We start from the raw sequence: 20,071 nt of genomic DNA on the forward strand, positions 1-20,071 counted from the left end.
TCGGCGAGCACTCCTCGCCCCGCCGAGGGCTACGCCGAAGCAACACCTAAGCACGCTCTCCCTAATTGGGTGAAGTGTCGAAAGTAGGAGGTGCACGGAGTGTTATTGAGCTGGGACGCATCCGCCAGCGTCCATTCGGGGGAATGTGCCTGGCCGCGGTCTCCTCCCGGCCGCCGCTTAAACTCGCTCGTCGTGAGCTTGACCCTCGGCATCGTCGGATTGCCCAACGTCGGAAAGTCCACCCTGTTCAACGCGCTGACGAACAATAATGTAACGGCGGCGAACTACCCGTTCGCCACGATCGAGCCCAACGTCGGGGTGGTGCCGCTGCCCGATCCCCGGTTGGACCGTTTGGCCGAGCTGTTCGCCAGCGCCCGGACCGTGCCGGCCACGGTGTCCTTCGTGGACATCGCCGGCCTGGTCAAGGGCGCCTCGGAGGGGCAGGGCCTCGGCAACCGGTTCCTGGCCAACATCCGTGAGGCCAACGCCATCTGCCAGGTGATCCGGGTGTTCGACGATCCCGACGTGGTGCACGTCGACGGGGCGGTGGATCCGACCGCGGACATCGAGACGATCAACACCGAACTGATCCTCGCCGACCTGCAGACCCTGGACCGCGCGATGCCCCGGCTGGAGAAGGAGGCGCGCACCCGCAAGGAGGCCCGCCCGGAGCTGACCGCCGCGCAGGACGCGCGGGCCGTGCTGGACGCCGGCCGCACGCTGTTCGCCGCCGGGTCCGAGGTGGACCTGCCCCGGCTGGCCGAGCTGAGCCTGCTCACCACCAAGCCGTTCCTGTACGTGTTCAACGCCGACGAGGCGGTGCTCGGCGACCCGGCCCGGCGCGACGAGCTGGCCAAGCTGGTCGCCCCGGCCGACGCGGTGTTCCTGGACGCCAAGGTCGAGGCCGAGCTGCTCGAACTGGACGAGGAGTCCCGGCGCGAGCTGCTGGCCTCCATCGGGCAGACCGAGCCCGGCCTGAACGCGTTGGCCCGGGCCGGCTTCCACACGCTCGGCCTGCAGACCTTCCTCACCGCCGGCCCCAAGGAGTCCCGGGCCTGGACCATCCGGGCCGGCTGGACCGCGCCGCAGGCGGCCGGCGTGATCCACAGCGACTTCGAGCGGGCGTTCATCAAGGCCGAGGTCGTCGCCTACGACGACCTCGTCGCGGCCGGCTCGATGGCCGCGGCGCGGGCGGCCGGCAAGGTACGCATGGAGGGCAAGGACTACGTCATGGCCGACGGCGACGTCGTCGAGTTCCGGCACGGGAAATAACCGGGAATTGTGACATTGCGCTGAACGCCGCCGGGAAATCGTGACGGTGGGTATATCGGGGTCAGCGATCCCAGCGGTATGCGCGGTCAACTTTCGCAACGTGAATTGCGTAGGAGTCGTACCAGCGTTCCCGGCCGCGGGCCCGGGCCGCGGCGTGCTCCGGGTCGTCCCGCCACGCGGCGATGGCCGGCTCGTCGCGGAAGTAGGCGACCGTGATCCCCAGCCCGTCCGCGGCCCGCACCGAGTCCGCGGCCAGGAACCCCGGCTGCTCCCGGACCCGCTCGAACATCGCCTTCGCGGTGTCGGCGTAGCCCTCGTCCACCGGTGCGCGCAGGGAGGTGAACACCACGGCGTAGTACGGCGGCTCCGGCAGCGTGGCCGGACGGGTTCCGTCCATGGCGGACTCCTCAACGCAGCAGGGACCGGGCGGTCGGGGCCAGCACCAGCCGTTCCCGGCGCAGCGGGCCTCCCGGCAACTCTGCCAGCCGCCCGGTGTGGTCGTGCCACTCGTTTTCCGAGCCGAACGAGGTGAACTCGACCACCACGTGCTCGCCGGTGCGCACCGGAAGGGCCGGGAAGTCGTTCTCCGCGTACTCGGTGCACAGCCGGGCCAGGGGGGTGCCGCCGGTCGCGAGCCGGGGGATGGACGCCGGGTCGGGCGGTTCGGCCAGATACCCCAGCGTGGCCACGACGACCGACGACGGCGGGGTGTCCCTGGCCGCCCCGGTCAGGTCGAAGTCCAGGCCGGCCGGGCGGAGCAGCAGCACGTCGTCGAAGGCGATCATCGTGGCGTTGGCCGCGTCCCGGTGGGTGCGCCACGCCGGCCCGTCGTAGAACGCGGCCAGGCTCGCGGCCCGGGCGGCCATCGAGTCGAAGCCGCGTACCCAGACGAACCGGTCCGGCCGCTCCCGGTCGCGGAACTGGCCGACGACCCGGATGCCGAGCGCCTCCTGGGTCTCGACGAACTCCCGGTCGAACAGCGTGATCAGCGCGTCCCGCTGGCCGGGACGCAGGGTGTACTGCCGCAACTCGTAAACCGCCGTCATACGAACGGACTCTAGGAGCGGGCACCGACATCCGGTGTCATGGAGACATGAAGCGACGACAGTTTCTTCGGGTGGCGGTGGTCGGAGCATCCGCGGCGGCGTTCGGCGGGGCGTCCTGGCGGGAGGCGTTCGCGGCGGCGGCGCAGCCCGGTCCGAGCCCGTACGGCGACCTGCTGGCGGCGGACGGCAACAACGTCATGCTCCCCGCCGGGTTCACCAGCCGGGTGGTGGCCCGCACCGGGATCCCGGTGTCGGGTACCTCGCACCTGTGGCACCCGGCCCCGGACGGCGGCGCCTGCTTCGCCGACGGTGCCGGCTGGATCTACGTGTCCAACAGCGAGGTGCCGCTGGTCGGCGGCTGCTCGGCGATCCGGTTCGACGCCGCCGGGCAGATCACCGGCGCCTACCGGACGCTGTCCAACACCAACGTCAACTGCGCCGGCGGCGCCACGCCGTGGAACACCTGGCTGTCCTGCGAGGAGGTCGAGTGGGGCCGGGTGTACGAGACCGACCCGTTCGGCGTGCGCGGCGCGTCGTCCCGCAGCGCCATGGGCCGGTTCAAGCACGAGGCCTGCGCCGCCGACCCGGACCACGGGTTCGTGTACATGACCGAGGACGTCGGCAACGGATGCTTCTACCGGTTCCGGCCGACCGTGTGGGGCGACCTGTCCGGCGGCACCCTCGAGGTGATGGTCGGCGCCAACGACGCGACCTCAGGGCCGGTCACCTGGCGGCGGGTGCCCGACCCGGACGGCTTCCCGATCGTGACCCGCAACCAGGTGTCCGGCGCGAAACGGTTCGACGGCGGCGAGGGCTGCTACTACGCCGGCGGCACCTGCTGGTTCACCACCAAGGGCGACAACCGGGTGTGGGCCTACGACGCCACCGCGTCCACCATCGACCTGGCCTACGACGACTCGCTGGTGGTCTCCGGGCCGCCGCCGCTGACCGGGGTGGACAACGTCACCGGTGCGGCCAGCGGCGACCTGTTCGTCGCCGAGGACGGCGGGGACATGGAGATCTGCATCATCACCCCGGACGGGGTGGTGGCGCCGTTCCTGCGGGTGCTCGGGCACGGCGGCTCGGAGATCACCGGGCCGGCGTTCAGCCCGGACGGATCCCGGCTGTACTTCTCCTCGCAGCGCGGCACCGTCAACAACGTGCTCGGCGGGATCACCTTCGAGGTGCGCGGACCCTTCAGGTGATCAGGACGGCTCCCGGATCGCGTCGATCACCCCGTCGATCTCCTCGGCGAGCGAGACGTCCGACGCCGTGATCCCGCCGGCCGAGTGGGTGCTGCAGCGGAAGGTGAGGGTGCGCCACCGGATGTCGATGTCCGGGTGGTGGTTGTCGCTCTCGGCGATCTCGGCCACCCGGTTCACCACCTGAATCGCCTGCGGGAAGCTGTCCAGCTCAACCGTGCGGGCCAGCGCGCCTTCGTCCTTGGTCCAGTCGGGCAGGGTACCGAGGGCCTTGCCGAGGTCCTCGTCACTGAGTAGTTCCGGCATGCCCTCCATCCTGACGGGTACCATGCCGCTTTGCCACGGGAGTCCGGTGTGGCGCCGGGCTGAGAGGAGGGCGCGCAGCCCTCGACCGTTCGAACCTGATCCGGGTCATTCCGGCGCAGGGAGGGAGGATTCGCATGGATGTGATCAGACGCGGCGTTGTGGCGACGCTCGTGTTCGCCGCCGTCACCGGGTGCTCGGTGTTCGGCGGGGCCGACGAGGACGGTGACCCGGGCGAGCGCACGGTGGTGCTGGTCACCCACGACTCGTTCACGATGAAACCGGAGGTTCTCGACGAGTTCCGCAACTCGTCCGGGATCCGGATCGAGGTGCGCAAGACCGGCGACGCCGGCGCGCTGACCAACCAGCTGGTGCTCACCAAGGGCAGCCCGCTCGGCGACGTGGCGTTCGGCGTGGACAACACGTTCGCCTCGCGCGCGCTGAAGGAGGGCGTGTTCGTCGAGTACCGCAGCCCGGACGCGGACAAGGGGTCGCGCCGCTACGCCGTGGACGGCACCGACCGGCTCACCGCGATCGACGTCGGCGACGTGTGTCTCAACGCCGACCCGGCCGCGTTCGCCGGAAAGGGCATCGAGGAACCGACCCGGTTCGAGGATCTGACCGACCCGAAGTACAAGGACGCGCTGGTGGTGCAGGATCCGGCCACCTCGTCGCCGGGGCTGGCGTTCCTGCTCGGCACGATCGCGCACTTCGGCGAGCAGGGTTGGCAGGGCTACTGGTCCGGGTTGAAGGCCAACGGGGTCAAGGTGGTCAGCGGCTGGGAGGAGGCCTACACCCAGGACTTCTCCGGCTCGTCCGGCAAGGGACCGCGGCCGGTGGTGGTGTCCTACGCGTCCTCGCCGGCCGCCGAGCTCGGCCCGGACGGCCGGCCGCGCACCCGGGCGCTGCTGTTCACCTGCTTCCGGCAGGTCGAGTACGCCGGCGTGCTGGCCGGCGCGGCCAACCCTGAGGACGCCAAGAAGGTCGTGGATTTCCTGCTGTCCCAACAGTTCCAGTCGAACGTGCCGGAGCAGATGTTCGTCTACCCGGTACGTGAGGACGTGCCGCTGCCGGCCGCGTGGCAGGGCGTGGTGCTCCAGCCGAGCAACCCGGAGACGTTGCCGGCCGCGGACATCGACGCCAACCGGGAGCGATGGATCAACCAGTGGCGCGCGCTCGTGCTCGGCTGACCCCGGCCGGCGCCGGCCTCGCGGTCGCCGCGGCGCTGCCGCTGGGCTTCCTCGCGGTGTTCTTCCTCTGGCCGGTGGTCGCCATCCTCGGGCTCGGTCTGTCCTCCGGCAGCGTGCTGCCGGTGCTGACGAGTTCCGAGACCTGGCGGCTGGTCGCGTTCACGCTCGGCCAGGCCGCCGCCTCGACGGTGCTCGCCCTGCTGGCCGGGCTGCCGGTGGCGTTCCTGCTTGCCCGGATCCGGCTGCCCGGACTGGCTCTGGTGCGGGCTGCCGTGCTGGTGCCGTTCGTGCTGCCCACGGTGGTGGTGGGGCTGGCGTTCCGGGTGCTGCTGCCGGCCGGCGGACCGGTGTCGATCGTGCTGGCCAACGCGTTCTTCAACGTGGCCGTGGTGGCGCGCACGGTGGCCGGGCTGTGGACGCATCTGGACCGCCGGGCCGAGGACGCGGCCCGGGCACTGGGCGCGTCCCGGGCCCGGACCTTCGCCACCGTGACCCTGCCGGCGCTCACCCCGGCCGTCTCGTCCGCCGCCGCGATCGTGTTCCTGTTCTGTGCCACCAGTTTCGGGGTGGTGCTGGTGCTCGGCGGGGCCCGGTACCGGACCCTGGAGACCGAGATCTACCTGCGCACCGTGCAGCTGCTCGACCTGCCCGGCGCGGCCGCACTGTCCCTGCTGCAACTGGCCGCCGTACTGGCCACGCTGGCGGTCGGCGCTGCGGCGCGGCGCAGGCGGGAGACGGCGCTCGCGCTGCGCGGCCGGGCGGAGTCCGCGCGCCGGCCGGCCGGAGCCGAGTGGGCGGTGGTGGCGCTCGCCCTCGGCGTGGTCGGGCTGCTGCTGGTTCCGGTCGCGGTGCTGGCGCTGCGCTCGGTGTCCACATCGGACGGTTGGAGTCTTGCCGGCTACCAGGCCCTTGCCGGCACCGGGTTTCCCGGCACCCTGGAGATCTCCGGCCTGGACGCCGCCGCGAACTCGGTGCGCGCGGCCACCGACGCCACGGTGCTGGCCATGACGCTGGGGGTGACCGCCGCGGTGGTGCTGGTGGCGCTGCGCCGCGGCCGGGTGCGCCGGGCGTCGGTGGAGCTGATGGACAGCGCGCTGATGCTCCCGCTCGGCGTGTCCGCGGTGACCGTCGGGTTCGGTTACCTGATCACGCTGGACAAGCTGCCCGGCGACCTGCGCACCTCGCCCGCGCTGATCCCACTGGCCCAGGCGCTGGTGGTCACCCCGCTCGTGGTGCGGATCGTGCTGCCGGTGCTGCGCTCGATCGACGAGCGGCTGCGGGCCGCTGCGGCCACCCTCGGCGCCGGCCCGGCCCGGGTGTGGCGCGAGGTGGATCTGCCGCTGGCCGGGCGGGCGCTGCTGACCGCGGCCGCGTTCGGCTACGTCGTCGCGCTCGGCGAGTTCGGCGCGACCAGCTTCCTGGCCCGCCCGGACACCGCGACCCTGCCGGTGGCGATCGGCCGGCTGATCTCCCGGCCGGGCGAGCTGAACAACCAGATGGCCTACGCCGCGTGCACCCTGCTGATGGCGGTCACCGTCGCCGTGGTGCTGCTGGTGGAGTGGCTGCGGCTGCCGGCGGTCGGGGAGTTCTGATGGGGCTTGCGGTTCGAGACCTGACCGTCCGCTATGGACAGTTGACCGCGGTGTCCGGGGTGCACCTCGAGGTGGCCGACGGCGAGGTGGTGGCGCTGCTCGGCCCGTCCGGCTGCGGCAAGTCCACGCTGTTGCGCGCGGTGGCCGGCCTTGAGCGGCCGGCGGCCGGCGCGGTGTGCTGGGACGGCGCCGACCTCGCGCCGGTGGCCGTGCATCGCCGCGGGTTCGGCCTGGTGTTCCAGGACGGCCAGCTGTTCCCGCACCGGGATGTGGCCGGCAACGTGGAGTTCGGGCTGCGCATGGCCGGAGTGGACCGGGCCGGCCGGCGGGCCCGGGTGGCCGAGCTGCTCGACCTGCTCGGCCTGGCCGGCTACCAGGACCGGCGGATCACCGAGCTGTCCGGCGGTGAGCAGCAGCGGGTGGCGCTGGCCCGGGCGCTGGCCCCGCGGCCCCGGTTGCTGCTGCTGGACGAGCCACTGTCCGCTTTGGACAGAGCGCTGCGCGAGCAGTTGGCCCTCGACCTGGCCCGGGTGCTGCGGGTGTCCGGCAGCACCGCCCTGGTGGTCACGCACGACCACGACGAGGCGTTCACCCTCGCCGACCGGGTGGCCCTGATGCGGGTCGGTCGGATCGTGCAGACCGGGCGACCGGAGCAGGTGTGGCGGGCGCCGGCCGACGAGCACACCGCCAGGTTCCTCGGCTGCGGCACGTTCCTGCCGGCGACCGCGGCCGGCGGCGTGGTCAGCTGCGCGCTAGGCACCGTGGCGCTGCCCGGGGTGCCGGACGGGCCGGTGCGGCTGGGCCTGCGCCCGACCGCGCTGCGGTCCGACCACGGTGGCCGGTTGCGCGGCGAGACGCTGGCCCGGGTGCACCGGCGGGACCACGTTCGGCTGCTGGTCCGGCTGGACGCCGGCCTGGACGGTCCGGTGGACGCGGTCGCCGGGATCGCCGACGCCCCCGAGGCCGGCGATCCCGTGCGACTTTCCCTCGACCCGGACGGGATCGCGGTGCTCAGCCGTCCTTAGTCAGCATCCGGGCCAGCGCGAGCGAACCGCCGATCGCCATGTAGCACAGCGCCCGCAGCACACCCTCGACCAGACCGTCGGTGGGCATCGGGTCACGCATGACGTCCACCAGCGCCGACCAGCTGTCCGTGATCAGCAGCGGGTGCAGCCAGTCCAGCGCCGGAATCGCGTTCAACACGGTGAACACGATGATCCCGCCGAGCGCCACGGCCATCACGATCAGCGGGTGCTCGGTGATCGACGAGATGGCCAGCGCCACCGCGGCCACCGCGAGCACCTGCACCGTGACCAGCGCCGCCATCAGCAGAATCCGGCCGAGCGCCGGCCAGAACGACAGCGTGGTGCCGGAGATCGTGATCATACTGTCGCCACCGAGCAGCAGCAGCCCGCAGAGCACCCCGCTGACCGTGAGCAGGGCGACGCCGGTCAGCACCGCGCTGGCCACCCCGAAGGCCTTCACGGCCAGCAGCCGGACCCGGCCGACCGGAGCGACGAGCAGGTTGCGCAGCGAGCCGCTGGCCGCCTCGCCGGCCAGCGCGTCCGCCGCCCACATCGCGCCCATCATCGGCAGCAGCATCTGCAGCGAGACGAACAGCACGAAGATCGGCAGCACCAGGCCGTTCTCGTTGAGGATCGCGGCGATCGCGCCCGGACCGTCGGCGCCGGGCGGTCCCTGCAGCGTGCCGTTGGCCGCCAGCGCGATCCCGATCCCGGTCACCACCGGAACGAGAACCAGCAGTCCGAGCGCGATCAGGGTGCGCGGGCGGCGCAGTACCAGCCGCAGCTCCGAGCGCAGCAGCCGCCCGAGCGGCGCGTGGGTCCGGGCCACCGGTCGGGCCGTCAGGTCCGCGGTCAGCGTGGTCACCGGGTCACCTCCTCGACCGGAGCCATGGCGACATGTCCGGCCACTTCGGACAGCTCGGTGCCGTTCGCCTCCGCCTCGGTCAGCCGGGCGAACAGGTCCTCCAGCCCGGTGCGCTGCCGGCGCACCTCGTGCACCGCGACCCCGGCGTGCACCAGCGCCGCGACCACCTCCGGCGCGCTGACCGCGGCCAGGTCGGCGCGCAACCCGTCCGGCGTGATCCGGGCCGGGATCCGCTTGTCCCGCAACGCCTCCACCGCCGTCGCGGCGTCCGGAGTGGACACCAGCAGGCCGTCGTTGCCGGAGTCGAGCAGCTCGCCGAGCGGACCCTGGGCCACCACCGATCCCCGGTGCAGCACCGCCACGTGCGTGCAGGTCGCCTCCACCTCGGCGAGCAGGTGCGAGGAGACCAGCACGGTCGTGCCGGCCGCGTGCAGCTCGGCGATCACGGTGCGCACCTCGCGGGTGCCGGCCGGGTCGAGGCCGTTGGTCGGCTCGTCGAGCACCACGAGCCGGCGCGGGATCAGCAGCGCCGCGGCCAACCCCATGCGCTGCTTCATACCGAGCGAGTAGCCGCGGTAGCGGCGATGCGCCGCGTCGGCCAGCCCGACCCGCTCCAGCGCCTCGCCGACCGCCCGCCGGACGTCCCCGGTGGCCAGCAGCGGCTCGGCCGCCGCGCACCGCAGCAGGTTCTCCCGGCCGGACAGGAACGGGTGAAACCCCGGGCCCTCGACCAGCGCGCCGACCGCGGGCAGGGCCCGCGCCGCCCCGTCCGGCAGCCGGTGGCCGAGCAGCTCGACCGTGCCGGCGGTCGGCGTGACCAGCCCGAGCAGCATCCGGATCGTGGTGGTCTTGCCGGACCCGTTGGGGCCCAACATGCCCAGCACCGCCCCGTCCGGCACATCCAGGTCCACGTTGTCCACGGCCACCGTGCCGCGGTAGACCTTGCGCAACCCCCTGGTCCGGGCGGCCACCGGGGACGGGGCGGGGGTGACCGCCTCGGCGGCCACCCCGTTCACCCCCCGGTCGACACCCGGCAACGTCGTCACTTCGCCTTTCCGAGCGCGTCGATCAGCACCTGCTCCGGCACCGCGCCGACGGCCACCCGGCCGTCCTGGGTGACCAGGGCCGCGCCGACCTTGGTGGTGACCACCCAGCCGGAGCCGAACGAGCCGGTCACCGGCTTGGCGAACTGGCGCACCAGGCCGCCCATGTCCGGCCGCTGGCCCGGTCCGCCGGCCGCGCCCGCCGCGGCGGACAGCAGCTCGGTGGGCACCTTGCCGATCAGGACGGTGTCCCAGCCGGAGCCGACCACCGTCGGGTTCACCTGGGCGAACAGGTCCCTTGCCGCCTTCGGGTCCACGTGCTCGCCCGGCTTGACCTCGGTGACCGTGGCCCCCGGCGGGACGTCGAACCGGAACAGCGCCGGGTCCTGCGCGCCCGGCGCGAACTCGGTGAACCCGATCCGCAGCGCCGGCTCGGCCTGCCCGTTGGCCAGCACCTCCAGCCGCAGCGGCACCCGCAGCTCGGCGTCCACCGCCACCTTGACCTCGCGCAGCAGCGTCTTCTCGGTCGGCTTCGGCGTCAGCAGCAGCTGGTAGACCGGCCGGCCGGCGACCCGCGCGGTGCCGTCCACGGCCACCGTGCTCTCCTCCTGCATCGCCTTGACCAGCTGCTGTGCCGCGGTGGCCGGGTCGGCCAGCTGCTCGGGCACCTGCTTCGCGGTGGACTGGCCGTGCTCGACCTTGCGCACCGAGCGGTCGGTGGAGTTCCAGATCCACACCGTGTCGCCGTCGGCCACCACGGTGGTCTCCGTGGCGCGCCCGGCCATTGCGATCCGGCCCTTGCCGGCGCCGTCCGAGTAGACCCGGGCCGAGGTCCCGTCCCCGTCGCCGGAGGGCAGCACCGGGATCGGCAACCCCAGGTTCTCCTCGACGGACACCGCGCCGGACATCGCCGGGACCTTGGTGGTCAGCACCGACGCGACCAGCTCCTCCGCGCTGATCGCCGGCAGCGCCGGGGGCGGCTCACCCGCACCGGCCGGCGTGGCCAGTACGACCAGGCCGACCACTCCGGCGGCGGTCCCGGTCGCCGCCACCGCGATCGCGCTGCGTTTCCTGTTCATTCGAGATCCCCAATGTTCGTGTGTCTCATCTTGCCGCACCACGAGGATGCGCCCCGGCAACTGAGATGGCGCTGAGAGTGACCGCCGGGCTGAGAACCGGCTGAGGCATCCTGTGCACATGAGACCGCGGGTGCTGGTGGTGGACGACGAGCCGGGCGTGCGCCGCGCACTGCAGCGCGGCCTCACCGCGGAGGGCATGGACATCGTGGTGGCCGGCGACGGGCCAAGCGCGCTCGAGATCGGCCGGACCGGCGCGTACGACCTGATCGTGCTGGACATCATGCTGCCGGGGCTGTCCGGCTACCGGGTGCTGCAGCGGCTGCGGGCCGAGGGCGTGCGTACCCCGGTGCTGCTGCTGTCGGCCAAGGACGGCGAGGTCGACCAGGCCGACGGGCTGGACCTGGGCGCGGACGGTTACCTGGTGAAGCCGTTCTCGTTCGTGGTGCTGGTGGCCCAGGTGCGGGCCATGCTGCGGCGCAACGCCGCGGCCGGCGCCGACCGCCGGCTCCGGCTGGGCGAGCTGGTGATCGACCGGGCGTCCCGGGAGGTCCGGTTCGGCGGCGCGCTGATCGCGCTCAGCCCGCGGGAGTTCGCCGTGCTGGACGCCCTGGCCAGCCGGGCCGGCTCGGTGGTGACCAAGGACGAGCTGCTGCGCACGGTGTGGGGCGACGAGCAGGCGGCCACCCGCAACGCCGTCGAGGTCTACGTCGGCTACCTGCGGCGCAAGCTGGAGCTGGCCGGTGCCGGCGGCATCGTGCGCACCGTGCGCGGGCACGGCTACCTGGCCTCCAACGCCGGCATCGACGCGGTGTTCGACAACCGATGAACAGTCCGCGGGCGCTGTGGCTGCGGCGCACGCTGCGGTTCCGGATCACCGCCGTCGCCACCGCCGTGACCCTGGTGGCGCTGGTCTCGCTGGCGCTGCTGACCAGCGACCTGATGCGTCCGCTGCTGGTCAGCTCGGCGGACACCGAGCTGAACGCGGCGCTCGCCGAGGTGCTGCCGGTGGTGGCCGCCGGCGGTGTCCCGGCGCCGGGACCGCTGCGGGTGCACGTGCTGGACACCTCCGGCGTCCCGGTCGACGGGCTGCCGCGGCCGGAGCTGGACACCGCCGACCTGCGCTCGCTCAAGGCCGGCACGCCGGTGCTGCGGCTGGCCGACGACCCGCCGCAGCGCTGGGTGGGCACGGTGGTCAGCGCGCCGGACGGGGCGCAGCGGCTGGTGGTGGTCGGCACCCCGCTCGTCGGCTACCGGTCCGCGCCGAACCGGGCGCTGAACTGGCTGTTCCTGGCCGCGGTGCTGGGCGCGGCGGCGGCCGGGGTGGCCACCTGGTTCGCGGTGCGGTTCTCGCTGCGGCCGGTGGAGCGGATCCGGCGGGCGGCGGCGCGGTTGCCGCCCGGCAACCGATTGCCGCTGCCCGGCGCGCACGACGAGCTGCGCTCGCTGGCCGCCGCCCTGAACGCGCTGCTGGCCCGGCGGGACGAGGCGACCGAGCGGATGCGCCGGTTCACCGGCGACGCCGCGCACGAGCTGCGCTCCCCGGTGGCGTCGATCCGGGTGCAGGCCGAGGTCGCCGTGGCCCATCCGGACCCGGAGCTGTCCCAGGAGGTGCTTGCCGAGGTGGTCCGGGAGTCCGCGCGGCTGTCCACCCTGGTCGACGGGCTGCTCACGCTGGCCCGCTCGGACGCCGGGGAGATCCCGCCGGCCGAACCGGTGGACGTGGTCAGCGCCGCGCGGGACGCGGTGGTTCGGCTGGGCCCGGACGTGCCGCCGGTGAGCCTGCACGCCGCCGGCCGGCCCTGCTGGATCGCCGCCGCCCCGGCCGAGGTGGACCTGGTGCTGGACAACCTGTTGCGCAACGCCACCCGGCACGCCCGGGTGCACGTGACGGTGTCGGTGCTGAACACCGCGGGCACGGTCCGGCTGGTGGTGGACGACGACGGGCCCGGCATCCCGGAGGAGCATCGCGCCCGGGTGTTCGACCGGTTCTACCGGGTGCAGGACGACCGGGCCCGCACCAGCGGCGGCGCCGGTCTTGGCCTCGCCCTGGTCGCCGAGGTGGTCCGGCGCCGAGGCGGCACCGTCGCAGTCGGCGAGTCGCCGGAGGGCGGCGCCCGGTTCCAGGTCCGCTGGCGGGCCCGGACATGACGGCCGTCGTGGTCGCCGCCGCCATCCTGCGCACCGGCGCGGTCCTGGCCGCGCAGCGCTCCCACCCCGCCTCCGCCGCCGGCCGCTGGGAACTGCCCGGCGGCCGCGTCGAACCCGGCGAGTCCGACCAGGCCGCCCTGCGCCGCGAATGCCACGAGGAACTCGGCATCACCATCACCGTCGGTGCCCCCCTGCACCGCGACATCCCCCTGCGCCCCAACCTGATCCTGCGCGCCTACCTGGCCACCCTCACCCCACCCGACGCCACCCCCGTCGCCCACGAACACACCGCCCTCCGCTGGCTCACCGGGGGAACCCTGGACAGTGTCGAATGGCTGCCAGCCGACCGCGAACTACTCCCGGCCCTGCGCAAAGCCCTCGGCGACCAGCTGTGAAGTGCGGTTTCCGGCTGGCGCCCGGCGCCTGGCGGCGCCGGCCGAAACCATCGGTGCCAGGGGTACACCGGCCGGCCAGCCGCTCAATGCGGACCTCGCGCCCGAATCCGTACCGGCATTCGACCCTCGGGCGGCAGACCCAAACCGGGTGGTGCGGCGGCAAGCAGGTTGGGGCGTCCGCATGACCTGGCGGAGCCAGGGTCAGCAGCGCCCGTAGGGTCCACACCGGACAAGATCCGTACGACCAGTAGACCCAGGCCGGGGCGAACACGTCCACACCCGGTTCGGTGGGCACCGCCAGGCGACCGCGCGGCTCTCGTCGATCAGGATCACCACATCGGCACACCCCACATGCGCAAGCGTGGCGCCGACCAACTCCGGGCCGCCCAGGGGACTTAGCCCGCCATTCCCATCCGGTGGGCCAACCCGCGCAACTCACGACCAACCGCGTCGTGACGGGCACGCCGGAGCAGGTCGGACACGGCCTCGCGGACCAGCGGCATGTTGCGAACGTGCTGACGAGCCAGACCTTCGGCTTTGCGGAGCAAGTGCACGGCCTGCTCCCTTGAGCGCTTGTCGTGGGCCAGCGAACGGCCGACGTCGGCGTAGAAGGCCGCATGACGGACCGGCGAAGGCACGATTTCGGGCCGGACGCCACGCGCCAGCTCCGCGATCTTGCCGCCATAGCCGAACTCCGTACCCAGCGCGACCTTCCAGATCCGCACATTCGTCCGACCGAACCACATACATCCGAAGTCGCCGACCTCGTCGGTCTGCCGCTCGGCCAGTCCTTCAGCCTCGCGGAAATGGGTCCACGCCGATTCCTGATCCCCCCGCGCGGCGTAGGCCAGCGCCGCCGACAGGTGCAACTGACCGACCGCCTGGATCAGTTCCGGCGTCAGCGGTTCGTCGGCCACGGCACGCAACGACCGCAACACCGACGCCGCCTGCCGCTGCCGGGACACGCCGCCGATCATCTGCGCCCGCACCCACTCCGCGTGCGCGACCCACTCGGGACGACCCAACCGCTCGGCCACCGTCAGTTGCCGGTCGGCCGCCAGTTGCGCCATCGCGCGGTTACCCATGTTGCCGGCCAGCATGGCCGCCGCGTGGTAGCAGATGGCCAGCCCGCACAGCGCGTCCGTACGGTGCTCGGCGCCGCCGCCGACCACGGCATGCAGCTCCTCGATCAGCCCCGGCAACATCGCGCTCTGCGCCGCGTAATCGGCACGCGGGCGAAGGTCGGCGTTCAGGTGGGTCAGGTCTGCCGCGATCAGCGGCCAGGGCCGGGGCGCCACCTCCACCGGGTCGCCGAGTCGGATGTCGGCGATGACCGGCTCGACCAGCCCGGCCGCGGCCCGGGCCGCGGCGGTGAGGTCGTCTCGGGGTGGAAAGGGCGTGGCCAGCAGTTCGTTCGGCGCGACTTCCAGTGCGGCCGCGATCGACAGGTGGGACGGTGACATTCCGGCCAACCCGGCGACCACCGACAGCGACTTACCGCGCCAGGTGCGGATTTCCCGGATGCGCGCACCGACGCCAGCAGACCTGCCCTCGGCGGGAGGCACCACCACTCCAGGGTACGGGCAGATCACCACGCGCAGCCGGTCCACGCCGACCGGGAAGCTGGTTAGCCGACCCCGGCCAGGCGTAGGGCCGATTCGAGCCGGTGCTGTCCGCGCTCGCGGGCTCGGATGGCGCCTTCGGCCCGGATCTTGTCCAGGTGGTCGATGTCGGCGAGCAGGGAAAGGGTGCCGGTGCGGATGGGGCGGAGCTCCTCGATCAGGGCTTCGGCGACCGCGTCCTTGAGGCTGTCGTAGGACGGGTAGCCGTCGGCCACCTCGCGGGGGGACTTGCCGAGGCAGGCGGCCAGAATCTCCAGGAGGTTGGCCAGGCCGGGTTGGTCGTCCGGGCGGTACTCCAGGCGTTCCAGGCCGTCGGTGACCGCGCGTTTGATCTTTCGGCGGACCATGTCGGGCTCGTCCAGGACGAAGATCACTCCGGCGGCGTCGGTCGCCGACTTGTCCATTTTGCGGGTGGGATCGGCGAGGTCGCGGACCCGGGCGGCGGCGCGCGGGGTGACGGCGCGCGGGACGGTGAAGACCTCGCCGTGGGTGGAGTTGAACCGGCGGGCCAGGGCGCGGGCCAGCTCCACGTGTTGCTCCTGGTCGTCGCCGACCGGGACCTCGTCGGCGCCCTGCAGCAGGATGTCGGCGGCCATCAGCACCGGGTAGGTGAGCAGACCCACCCGCGCGGCGATCTTGCCGTCGGTGCCCGACTTCTCCTTGAACTGGGTCATCCTGGCGGCCTCGCCGTAGGCGCAGGTGCATTCGAGCAGCCAGGTGAGGGCGCCGATCTCGCGGATGAGGTCGGACTGCACGAAGACCTGGTTGGGTTCGATGCCGCTGGCGATCAGCGTGGCCAGCAGCTCGCGGGCGCGGGCGCGCAGCCGTTGCGGGTGGTACGCGGTCGTCATGGCGTGCAGGTCGCTGACGAAATAGAGATCACCCTGGGCGCCTTCCCGGGCCCACCGGCGGATCGCGCCGAGGTAGTTGCCGACGTGGGCGTGGCCGGACGGGGTGATGCCGGACAGTCGGGTCATCGCGAAGAGCCTCCTCGCGCCGCCCGATGGGGCCCCGTCACACGAACGAAGGCCGCCCCGTGGGCGGCCTCGTCATGGTCAGGGCATGTCGTCACGGCCGCCGGTCGGCGGCCCACCAGGTCGTGTTCGGGTGACGCATGACACCGATGGTAGCCGGGTCAGGCGACCTTCCTGAAGTCATCTTTGATGCGCTTCAGCGCGAGTACGGGGCACTTCTTGCAGCGCTCCGCCGACCGGCAGCACTTCTTCTTCACCTTGCCGGCCTTCATCAGCTTTCGGACGACCTGCGCGGGCGTGCCCTTGGGCAGCTTGTTCTTCTTCTTCTTTTTCTTGCCCATGTGCACCCCCTCCCGGTCCGGAACGGCTGGAGCCTTAGGTTAGGTTAACCTTGCTCATTGTGCCGGATGTCCCCGGTCACACCCAAGGCCCGGCTATCCTGGAGCCCGGCCAAAGTCCCCTCTTCCACCCCAATAGGAGCGCGCGTGCCTGCCGCCGACACCGGGACGGCCATGATCACCCGGACCGACCTGCGCAACGTGGCGATCGTGGCCCACGTCGACCATGGCAAGACCACCCTGGTCGACGCCATGCTGCGCCAGTCCGGCGCGCTGCCCACCCGCGGCGAGGCGGTCGACCGGGTGCTCGACTCCGGTGAGCTGGAGCGGGAGAAGGGCATCACGATCCTGGCCAAGAACACCGCCGTGCGCCGGCAGACCGAACATGGTCCGGTGACCATCAACGTGGTGGACACGCCCGGCCACGCCGACTTCGGCGGCGAGGTCGAACGTGGACTGTCCATGGTGGACGGCGTGCTGCTGCTGGTCGACGCGAGCGAGGGCCCACTGCCGCAGACCCGGTTCGTGCTGCGCAAGGCACTGGCCGCGGCCCTGCCGGTGATCCTGGTCGTGAACAAGGTGGACCGGCCGGACGCCCGGATCGCCGAGGTGGTCGACGAGACCCACGACCTGCTCCTCGAGCTGGCCGCCGAGCTGGACCACGTGGACGACTCCGTGCTCGACCTGCCGGTGGTCTACGCCTCGGCGCGGGCCGGCCGGGCCAGCCTGACCGCACCCCCGGACGGCGGGCTGCCGGACAGCGACAGCCTCGATCCCCTGTTCGACGCCCTGCTCGGCCACGTGCCGGCGCCGGCAGGCGACCCGCATGCCCCCCTGCGCGCGCTGGTCACCAACCTGGACGCGTCCAGCTTCCTCGGCCGGATCGCGCTGTGCCGGGTGCACGCCGGCGAGTTGCGCAAGGGCCAGACCGTGGCCTGGTGCCGGGAGGACGGTTCGGTGGCCACCGTGAAGATCACCGAGCTGCTGATCACCGAGGCGCTCGAGCGGGTGCCGGCGACCAGGGCCAGCGCCGGTGACCTGGTGGCCATCGCCGGCATCCCGGACATCACCATCGGCGACACGCTGGCCGATCCGGACGACCCCGAGCCGCTGCCCCGGATCACCGTGGACGAGCCGGCGATCTCGGTGACCATCGGGGTGAACACCTCCCCCCTGGCCGGCCGGGGCGGCGGCACCAAGCTGACCGCGCGGCTGGTGAAGGCCCGGCTGGACACCGAGCTGGTCGGCAACGTCAGCGTCCGGGTGCTGCCCACCGAGCGGCCGGACACCTGGGAGGTGCAGGGCCGAGGCGAGCTGGCGCTGGCCATCCTGGTGGAGACCATGCGCCGGGAGGGTTTCGAGCTGACCGTCGGCAAGCCCGAGGTGGTCACCCGGGTTCTCGACGGCCGGCTGTGCGAGCCGTTCGAGCGGCTCACCGTGGACGTCCCCGAGGAGTTCCTCGGCGCGGTCACCCAGCTGCTGGCCGGTCGCAAGGGCCGGCTGGAGCACATGAGCGGGCACGGCACCGGCCGGGTCAAGGTCGAGTACGTGGTCCCGTCCCGCGGCCTGATCGGCTTCCGCACCGAGTTCCTCACCGAGACCAGGGGCAACGGCATCGCCAACGCCATCTTCGAGGGCTACCACCCGTGGGCCGGCGAGATCCGCAGCCGGCACAGCGGCTCGCTGGTGGCCGACCGGTCCGGCAGCGTGACCGGCTACGCCATGCTGCAGCTGGCCGACCGGGGCACCTTCTTCGTCGAGCCGGGGGCGGCGGTGTACGAGGGCATGGTGGTCGGCGAGAACCCGAGGGCCGAGGACCTGGACATCAACGTCACCAGGGAGAAGAAGCTCACCAACATGCGCAGCTCCACCGGCGACGAGCTGGAGCGGCTGGCCCGTCCGCGCACCCTCGGCCTCGAGGAGGCCCTGGAGTTCTGCGCGGCGGACGAGTGCGTCGAGGTCGCACCGGAGGTGGTGCGCATCCGCAAGCTCGTCCTGGACGCCACCACCCGGGGCCGGGAACGCTCCCGCGCCAAGACCCGCGACCGCGGGTGATCGCGCCGGCCGGTTTCCGTGATCTGCCGGCCGGGACGGTTATTCGACACTAGCCTTGAATCGGTAGGGGAGGTGAGTGGTGGGCTCACGGCACGGCCGGAGCACGCTCCGGCGCCGCGTCGCGTTGCTCGGCCTCGGCCTGCTGACCCTGGCCGCCGGGTGCACGAACGCCCCGCCCCCGCCGCTGGTCACCACCCCGGTCGGCAGCACGACGCCGGTCAAGCGGGCCGATCCCGGTGAGGTCGTGATCGGCGTGGACAGCGTGGCCGGCGGGCTGAACCCGCACAAGGTGGCCGACCAGTCCGCGCTCACCACGGCGCTGTCCACGCTGCTGCTGCCGTCGGTGTTCCGCCCGGCGGCGGACGGCACGCCCCGGCTGGACACCACGCTGATGGTCTCGGCCGAGGTGAGTCGAGCGGAGCCGTACACGGTCACCTACCAGATCCGGTCGGACGCGTCCTGGGCGGACAACGCCCCGATCGCCGCCGAGGACTTCGTCTACCTGCGCGAGCAGCTGCGCGCCGCGCCGGGCACCATCGGCGCCGCCGGCTACCAGCTGATCTCCAACATCGCCGCGCGGGACGCCGGCAAGATCGTCGAGGTGACCTTCGCCAAGCCCTATCCGGGCTGGCGGGCGCTGTTCACCGGGCTGGTGCCGGCGCACCTGCTCAAGGACGCGCCGGGCGGCTGGGCGAACGCGCTCCGGGACGGCTACCCGACCACCGGTGGGCCGTTCGCGATCTCCAACCTGGACCGGGACCGCGGCGAGATCGTGCTGGCGCGCAACGACCGGTACTGGGAGCAGCCGCCCACCCTGGACCGGATCGTGCTGCGCCGGGCGCCCGAGCGGGGCGTGGTGGACGCGCTGCGGGCCGGTCACGACCAGCTCGCCCTGATGCAGACCGACTCGGCCGGCGCCGACCTGGTGCGCGGCCTCGGCGACACGGTCACCACGCACGTGGTGGCCCGGCCCACGGTGGCCACGCTGGTGGTCCGTCCGGTCGGACCGGACCTGGCGGCCGAGCCGGTGCGCCGGGCCCTGATCGCCCTGCTCGACCGGAACGCGCTGATCACCGTCGGCACCGCGGGCGGCCCCGAGGCCGAGCTGCGCGCCGACGCCCAGGTGCTGGCGCCGTCGGCGGCCGGCTACGCCGCCACGATGCCGGCCGGCCCGCCGGTCGCGCCCAACCGCGGCCTGGCCCAGGAGCTGCTCACCGCGGCCGGCTACACCAACCCGGCCGGCGCCTGGACCCGCAACGGGGCACAGCTGTCCGTGGTGATCGGCGCGCCCGAGGAGAAGGTCGCCTACGTGACGATGGCCGGCGAGGTGCGCCGCCAGCTCATGGCCGAGGGCATCGATGCCGAGGTGGTCACCGCGCCCGCGGACCAGCTGCTCACCACCCGGCTCGCGGCCGGCGGCGACGCCGTGCCGATCAACCTTCTGGTCGCGCCGCAGCCGGTCGGTGGCGACCCGGCGACCGTGATGGCCACGAACTTCGGCTGCGTGCCCAGTTCGGAGGGCTCCGCGGCGGTCCCGGTCAACCCGGTGGGGACCTGCGACCCGGCCATCCAGCCCACCATCGACGCCGCGCTGACCGGGGCGATCCCGCTGTCCGACGCGCTGTCCGCGGTGGAGCCGGCGCTGTGGCGGCAGGCGGTGTCGGTTCCGCTGTTCCAGGAGGCGGACACGTTGGTGGTCCGGCCGGAGGTGACCGGCGTGCGCGCCGGTCCGCCGCTCGCCGGGCCGTTCGTCGGCGCCGCCGAATGGCGTCGCCTGGCCGGCTGATCTCCGCCGGCTCGTCCGCCCTCCGGTAACGCGAAGGTCGCGGCGTCCCGCCAACCGTGTCACTCGATCAGGTGGCGGTACGGCGATCGGCGGCCATCCGGAGCGGTTTCCGTCGCGCGACTTTGCCCGGTTCCGT

At 72.8% G+C, this 20,071-nt stretch carries 19 protein-coding genes and 1 riboswitch; of the genes, 10 read left to right on the forward strand and 9 right to left on the reverse strand.

Annotation, left to right across the window (positions count from 1 at the left end):
- Window positions 1–192: 192 nt before the first annotated feature.
- Entirely contained in the window at window positions 193–1,272 is a 1,080-nt protein-coding gene (gene ychF / locus VFV67_RS15610; RefSeq protein WP_326470714.1) for a redox-regulated ATPase YchF, read from the forward strand.
- 61 nt (window positions 1,273–1,333) lie between these two features.
- Here the strand turns inward: ychF and VFV67_RS15615 are convergent, their stop codons facing one another.
- The gene (locus tag VFV67_RS15615) at window positions 1,334–1,669 is read right to left on the reverse strand and encodes an antibiotic biosynthesis monooxygenase family protein (RefSeq protein WP_326470716.1); all 336 of its coding nucleotides are present in this window, start codon (window positions 1,667–1,669) and stop codon (window positions 1,334–1,336) included.
- 10 nt (window positions 1,670–1,679) lie between these two features.
- On the reverse strand, window positions 1,680–2,318 hold the full coding sequence (locus VFV67_RS15620; protein WP_326470718.1) for an NIPSNAP family protein: 639 nt from the start codon (window positions 2,316–2,318) through the stop codon (window positions 1,680–1,682).
- Between the two features lie 47 nt (window positions 2,319–2,365).
- Between VFV67_RS15620 and VFV67_RS15625 the strand changes: the two genes are divergently transcribed.
- Window positions 2,366–3,523 (forward strand): alkaline phosphatase PhoX, encoded by a 1,158-nt coding sequence (locus VFV67_RS15625; RefSeq protein WP_326470720.1) that lies wholly within the window; start codon window positions 2,366–2,368, stop codon window positions 3,521–3,523.
- Here VFV67_RS15625 and VFV67_RS15630 read toward each other — a convergent pair whose 3' ends face one another.
- Window positions 3,524–3,826 (reverse strand): 4a-hydroxytetrahydrobiopterin dehydratase, encoded by a 303-nt coding sequence (locus VFV67_RS15630; protein ID WP_326470721.1) that lies wholly within the window; start codon window positions 3,824–3,826, stop codon window positions 3,524–3,526. It lies immediately after the preceding gene.
- 25 nt (window positions 3,827–3,851) lie between these two features.
- A riboswitch (TPP riboswitch) is annotated at window positions 3,852–3,965 on the forward strand.
- On the opposite strand from VFV67_RS15630, the gene VFV67_RS15635 reads away from it, so the two are divergent.
- From VFV67_RS15635 to VFV67_RS15645, 3 genes are all read left to right on the forward strand, one after another.
- Window positions 3,961–5,013, forward strand: coding sequence for a thiamine ABC transporter substrate-binding protein (locus VFV67_RS15635; protein ID WP_326470723.1), 1,053 nt, complete (start codon window positions 3,961–3,963; stop codon window positions 5,011–5,013). Its footprint overlaps the riboswitch before it by 5 nt.
- Window positions 4,977–6,605 carry an ABC transporter permease gene (locus tag VFV67_RS15640; protein WP_326470724.1) on the forward strand — a complete coding sequence of 543 codons (1,629 nt, stop codon included), beginning with the start codon at window positions 4,977–4,979 and terminating at the stop codon, window positions 6,603–6,605. The genes VFV67_RS15635 and VFV67_RS15640 overlap by 37 nt, the downstream gene beginning before the upstream one ends.
- The gene (locus VFV67_RS15645) at window positions 6,605–7,630 is read left to right on the forward strand and encodes an ABC transporter ATP-binding protein (protein WP_326470726.1); all 1,026 of its coding nucleotides are present in this window, start codon (window positions 6,605–6,607) and stop codon (window positions 7,628–7,630) included. Before VFV67_RS15640 ends, VFV67_RS15645 begins: the two co-directional genes overlap by 1 nt.
- Here VFV67_RS15645 and VFV67_RS15650 read toward each other — a convergent pair.
- The 3 genes from VFV67_RS15650 to VFV67_RS15660 are packed head-to-tail and all read right to left on the reverse strand — an operon-like array spanning window position 7,617 to window position 10,617.
- Window positions 7,617–8,495, reverse strand: coding sequence for an ABC transporter permease subunit (locus VFV67_RS15650; protein ID WP_326470728.1), 879 nt, complete (start codon window positions 8,493–8,495; stop codon window positions 7,617–7,619). The two genes, VFV67_RS15645 and VFV67_RS15650, sit on opposite strands and share 14 nt — an antisense overlap.
- Window positions 8,492–9,532 (reverse strand): ABC transporter ATP-binding protein, encoded by a 1,041-nt coding sequence (locus VFV67_RS15655; RefSeq protein ID WP_414636260.1) that lies wholly within the window; start codon window positions 9,530–9,532, stop codon window positions 8,492–8,494. Before VFV67_RS15655 ends, VFV67_RS15650 begins: the two co-directional genes overlap by 4 nt.
- 5 nt (window positions 9,533–9,537) lie before the next feature.
- Window positions 9,538–10,617 carry an outer membrane lipoprotein carrier protein LolA gene (locus VFV67_RS15660; protein WP_326470730.1) on the reverse strand — a complete coding sequence of 360 codons (1,080 nt, stop codon included), beginning with the start codon at window positions 10,615–10,617 and terminating at the stop codon, window positions 9,538–9,540.
- Window positions 10,618–10,735: 118 nt separating this feature from the next.
- Between VFV67_RS15660 and VFV67_RS15665 the strand changes: the two genes are divergently transcribed.
- Genes VFV67_RS15665 through VFV67_RS15675 form a run of 3 tightly spaced genes read left to right on the forward strand, consistent with a single transcriptional unit; the run spans window position 10,736 to window position 13,160 of the window.
- Window positions 10,736–11,443, forward strand: coding sequence for a response regulator transcription factor (locus VFV67_RS15665; protein ID WP_326470732.1), 708 nt, complete (start codon window positions 10,736–10,738; stop codon window positions 11,441–11,443).
- Window positions 11,440–12,765 carry a HAMP domain-containing sensor histidine kinase gene (locus VFV67_RS15670; RefSeq protein ID WP_326470734.1) on the forward strand — a complete coding sequence of 442 codons (1,326 nt, stop codon included), beginning with the start codon at window positions 11,440–11,442 and terminating at the stop codon, window positions 12,763–12,765. Before VFV67_RS15665 ends, VFV67_RS15670 begins: the two co-directional genes overlap by 4 nt.
- Complete coding sequence (locus tag VFV67_RS15675) at window positions 12,762–13,160, forward strand: (deoxy)nucleoside triphosphate pyrophosphohydrolase (protein WP_326470735.1); 399 nt, start codon at window positions 12,762–12,764, stop codon at window positions 13,158–13,160. Before VFV67_RS15670 ends, VFV67_RS15675 begins: the two co-directional genes overlap by 4 nt.
- 395 nt (window positions 13,161–13,555) lie before the next feature.
- On the opposite strand, the gene VFV67_RS15680 is transcribed toward VFV67_RS15675, so the two are convergent.
- From VFV67_RS15680 to VFV67_RS15690, 3 genes are all read right to left on the reverse strand, one after another.
- Entirely contained in the window at window positions 13,556–14,770 is a 1,215-nt protein-coding gene (locus VFV67_RS15680; protein WP_326470736.1) for a helix-turn-helix transcriptional regulator, read from the reverse strand.
- A 17-nt stretch (window positions 14,771–14,787) separates the two neighbouring features.
- On the reverse strand, window positions 14,788–15,759 hold the full coding sequence (gene trpS / locus VFV67_RS15685) for a tryptophan--tRNA ligase (protein ID WP_326470737.1): 972 nt from the start codon (window positions 15,757–15,759) through the stop codon (window positions 14,788–14,790).
- Between the two features lie 158 nt (window positions 15,760–15,917).
- Window positions 15,918–16,097 (reverse strand): hypothetical protein, encoded by a 180-nt coding sequence (locus VFV67_RS15690; RefSeq protein WP_326470739.1) that lies wholly within the window; start codon window positions 16,095–16,097, stop codon window positions 15,918–15,920.
- A 171-nt stretch (window positions 16,098–16,268) separates the two neighbouring features.
- Between VFV67_RS15690 and typA the strand changes: the two genes are divergently transcribed.
- Window positions 16,269–18,149 carry a translational GTPase TypA gene (typA, locus tag VFV67_RS15695; protein ID WP_326470881.1) on the forward strand — a complete coding sequence of 627 codons (1,881 nt, stop codon included), beginning with the start codon at window positions 16,269–16,271 and terminating at the stop codon, window positions 18,147–18,149.
- A gap of 79 nt (window positions 18,150–18,228) precedes the next feature.
- Window positions 18,229–19,935: an ABC transporter family substrate-binding protein gene (locus tag VFV67_RS15700; RefSeq protein WP_326470741.1), complete on the forward strand. Its 1,707-nt coding sequence runs from the start codon at window positions 18,229–18,231 to the stop codon at window positions 19,933–19,935.
- Window positions 19,936–20,071 lie beyond the last annotated feature (136 nt).

The sequence above is a fragment of the Actinophytocola sp. genome (assembly GCF_035762905.1).
GTDB lineage: Bacteria > Actinomycetota > Actinomycetes > Mycobacteriales > Pseudonocardiaceae > DASYTH01.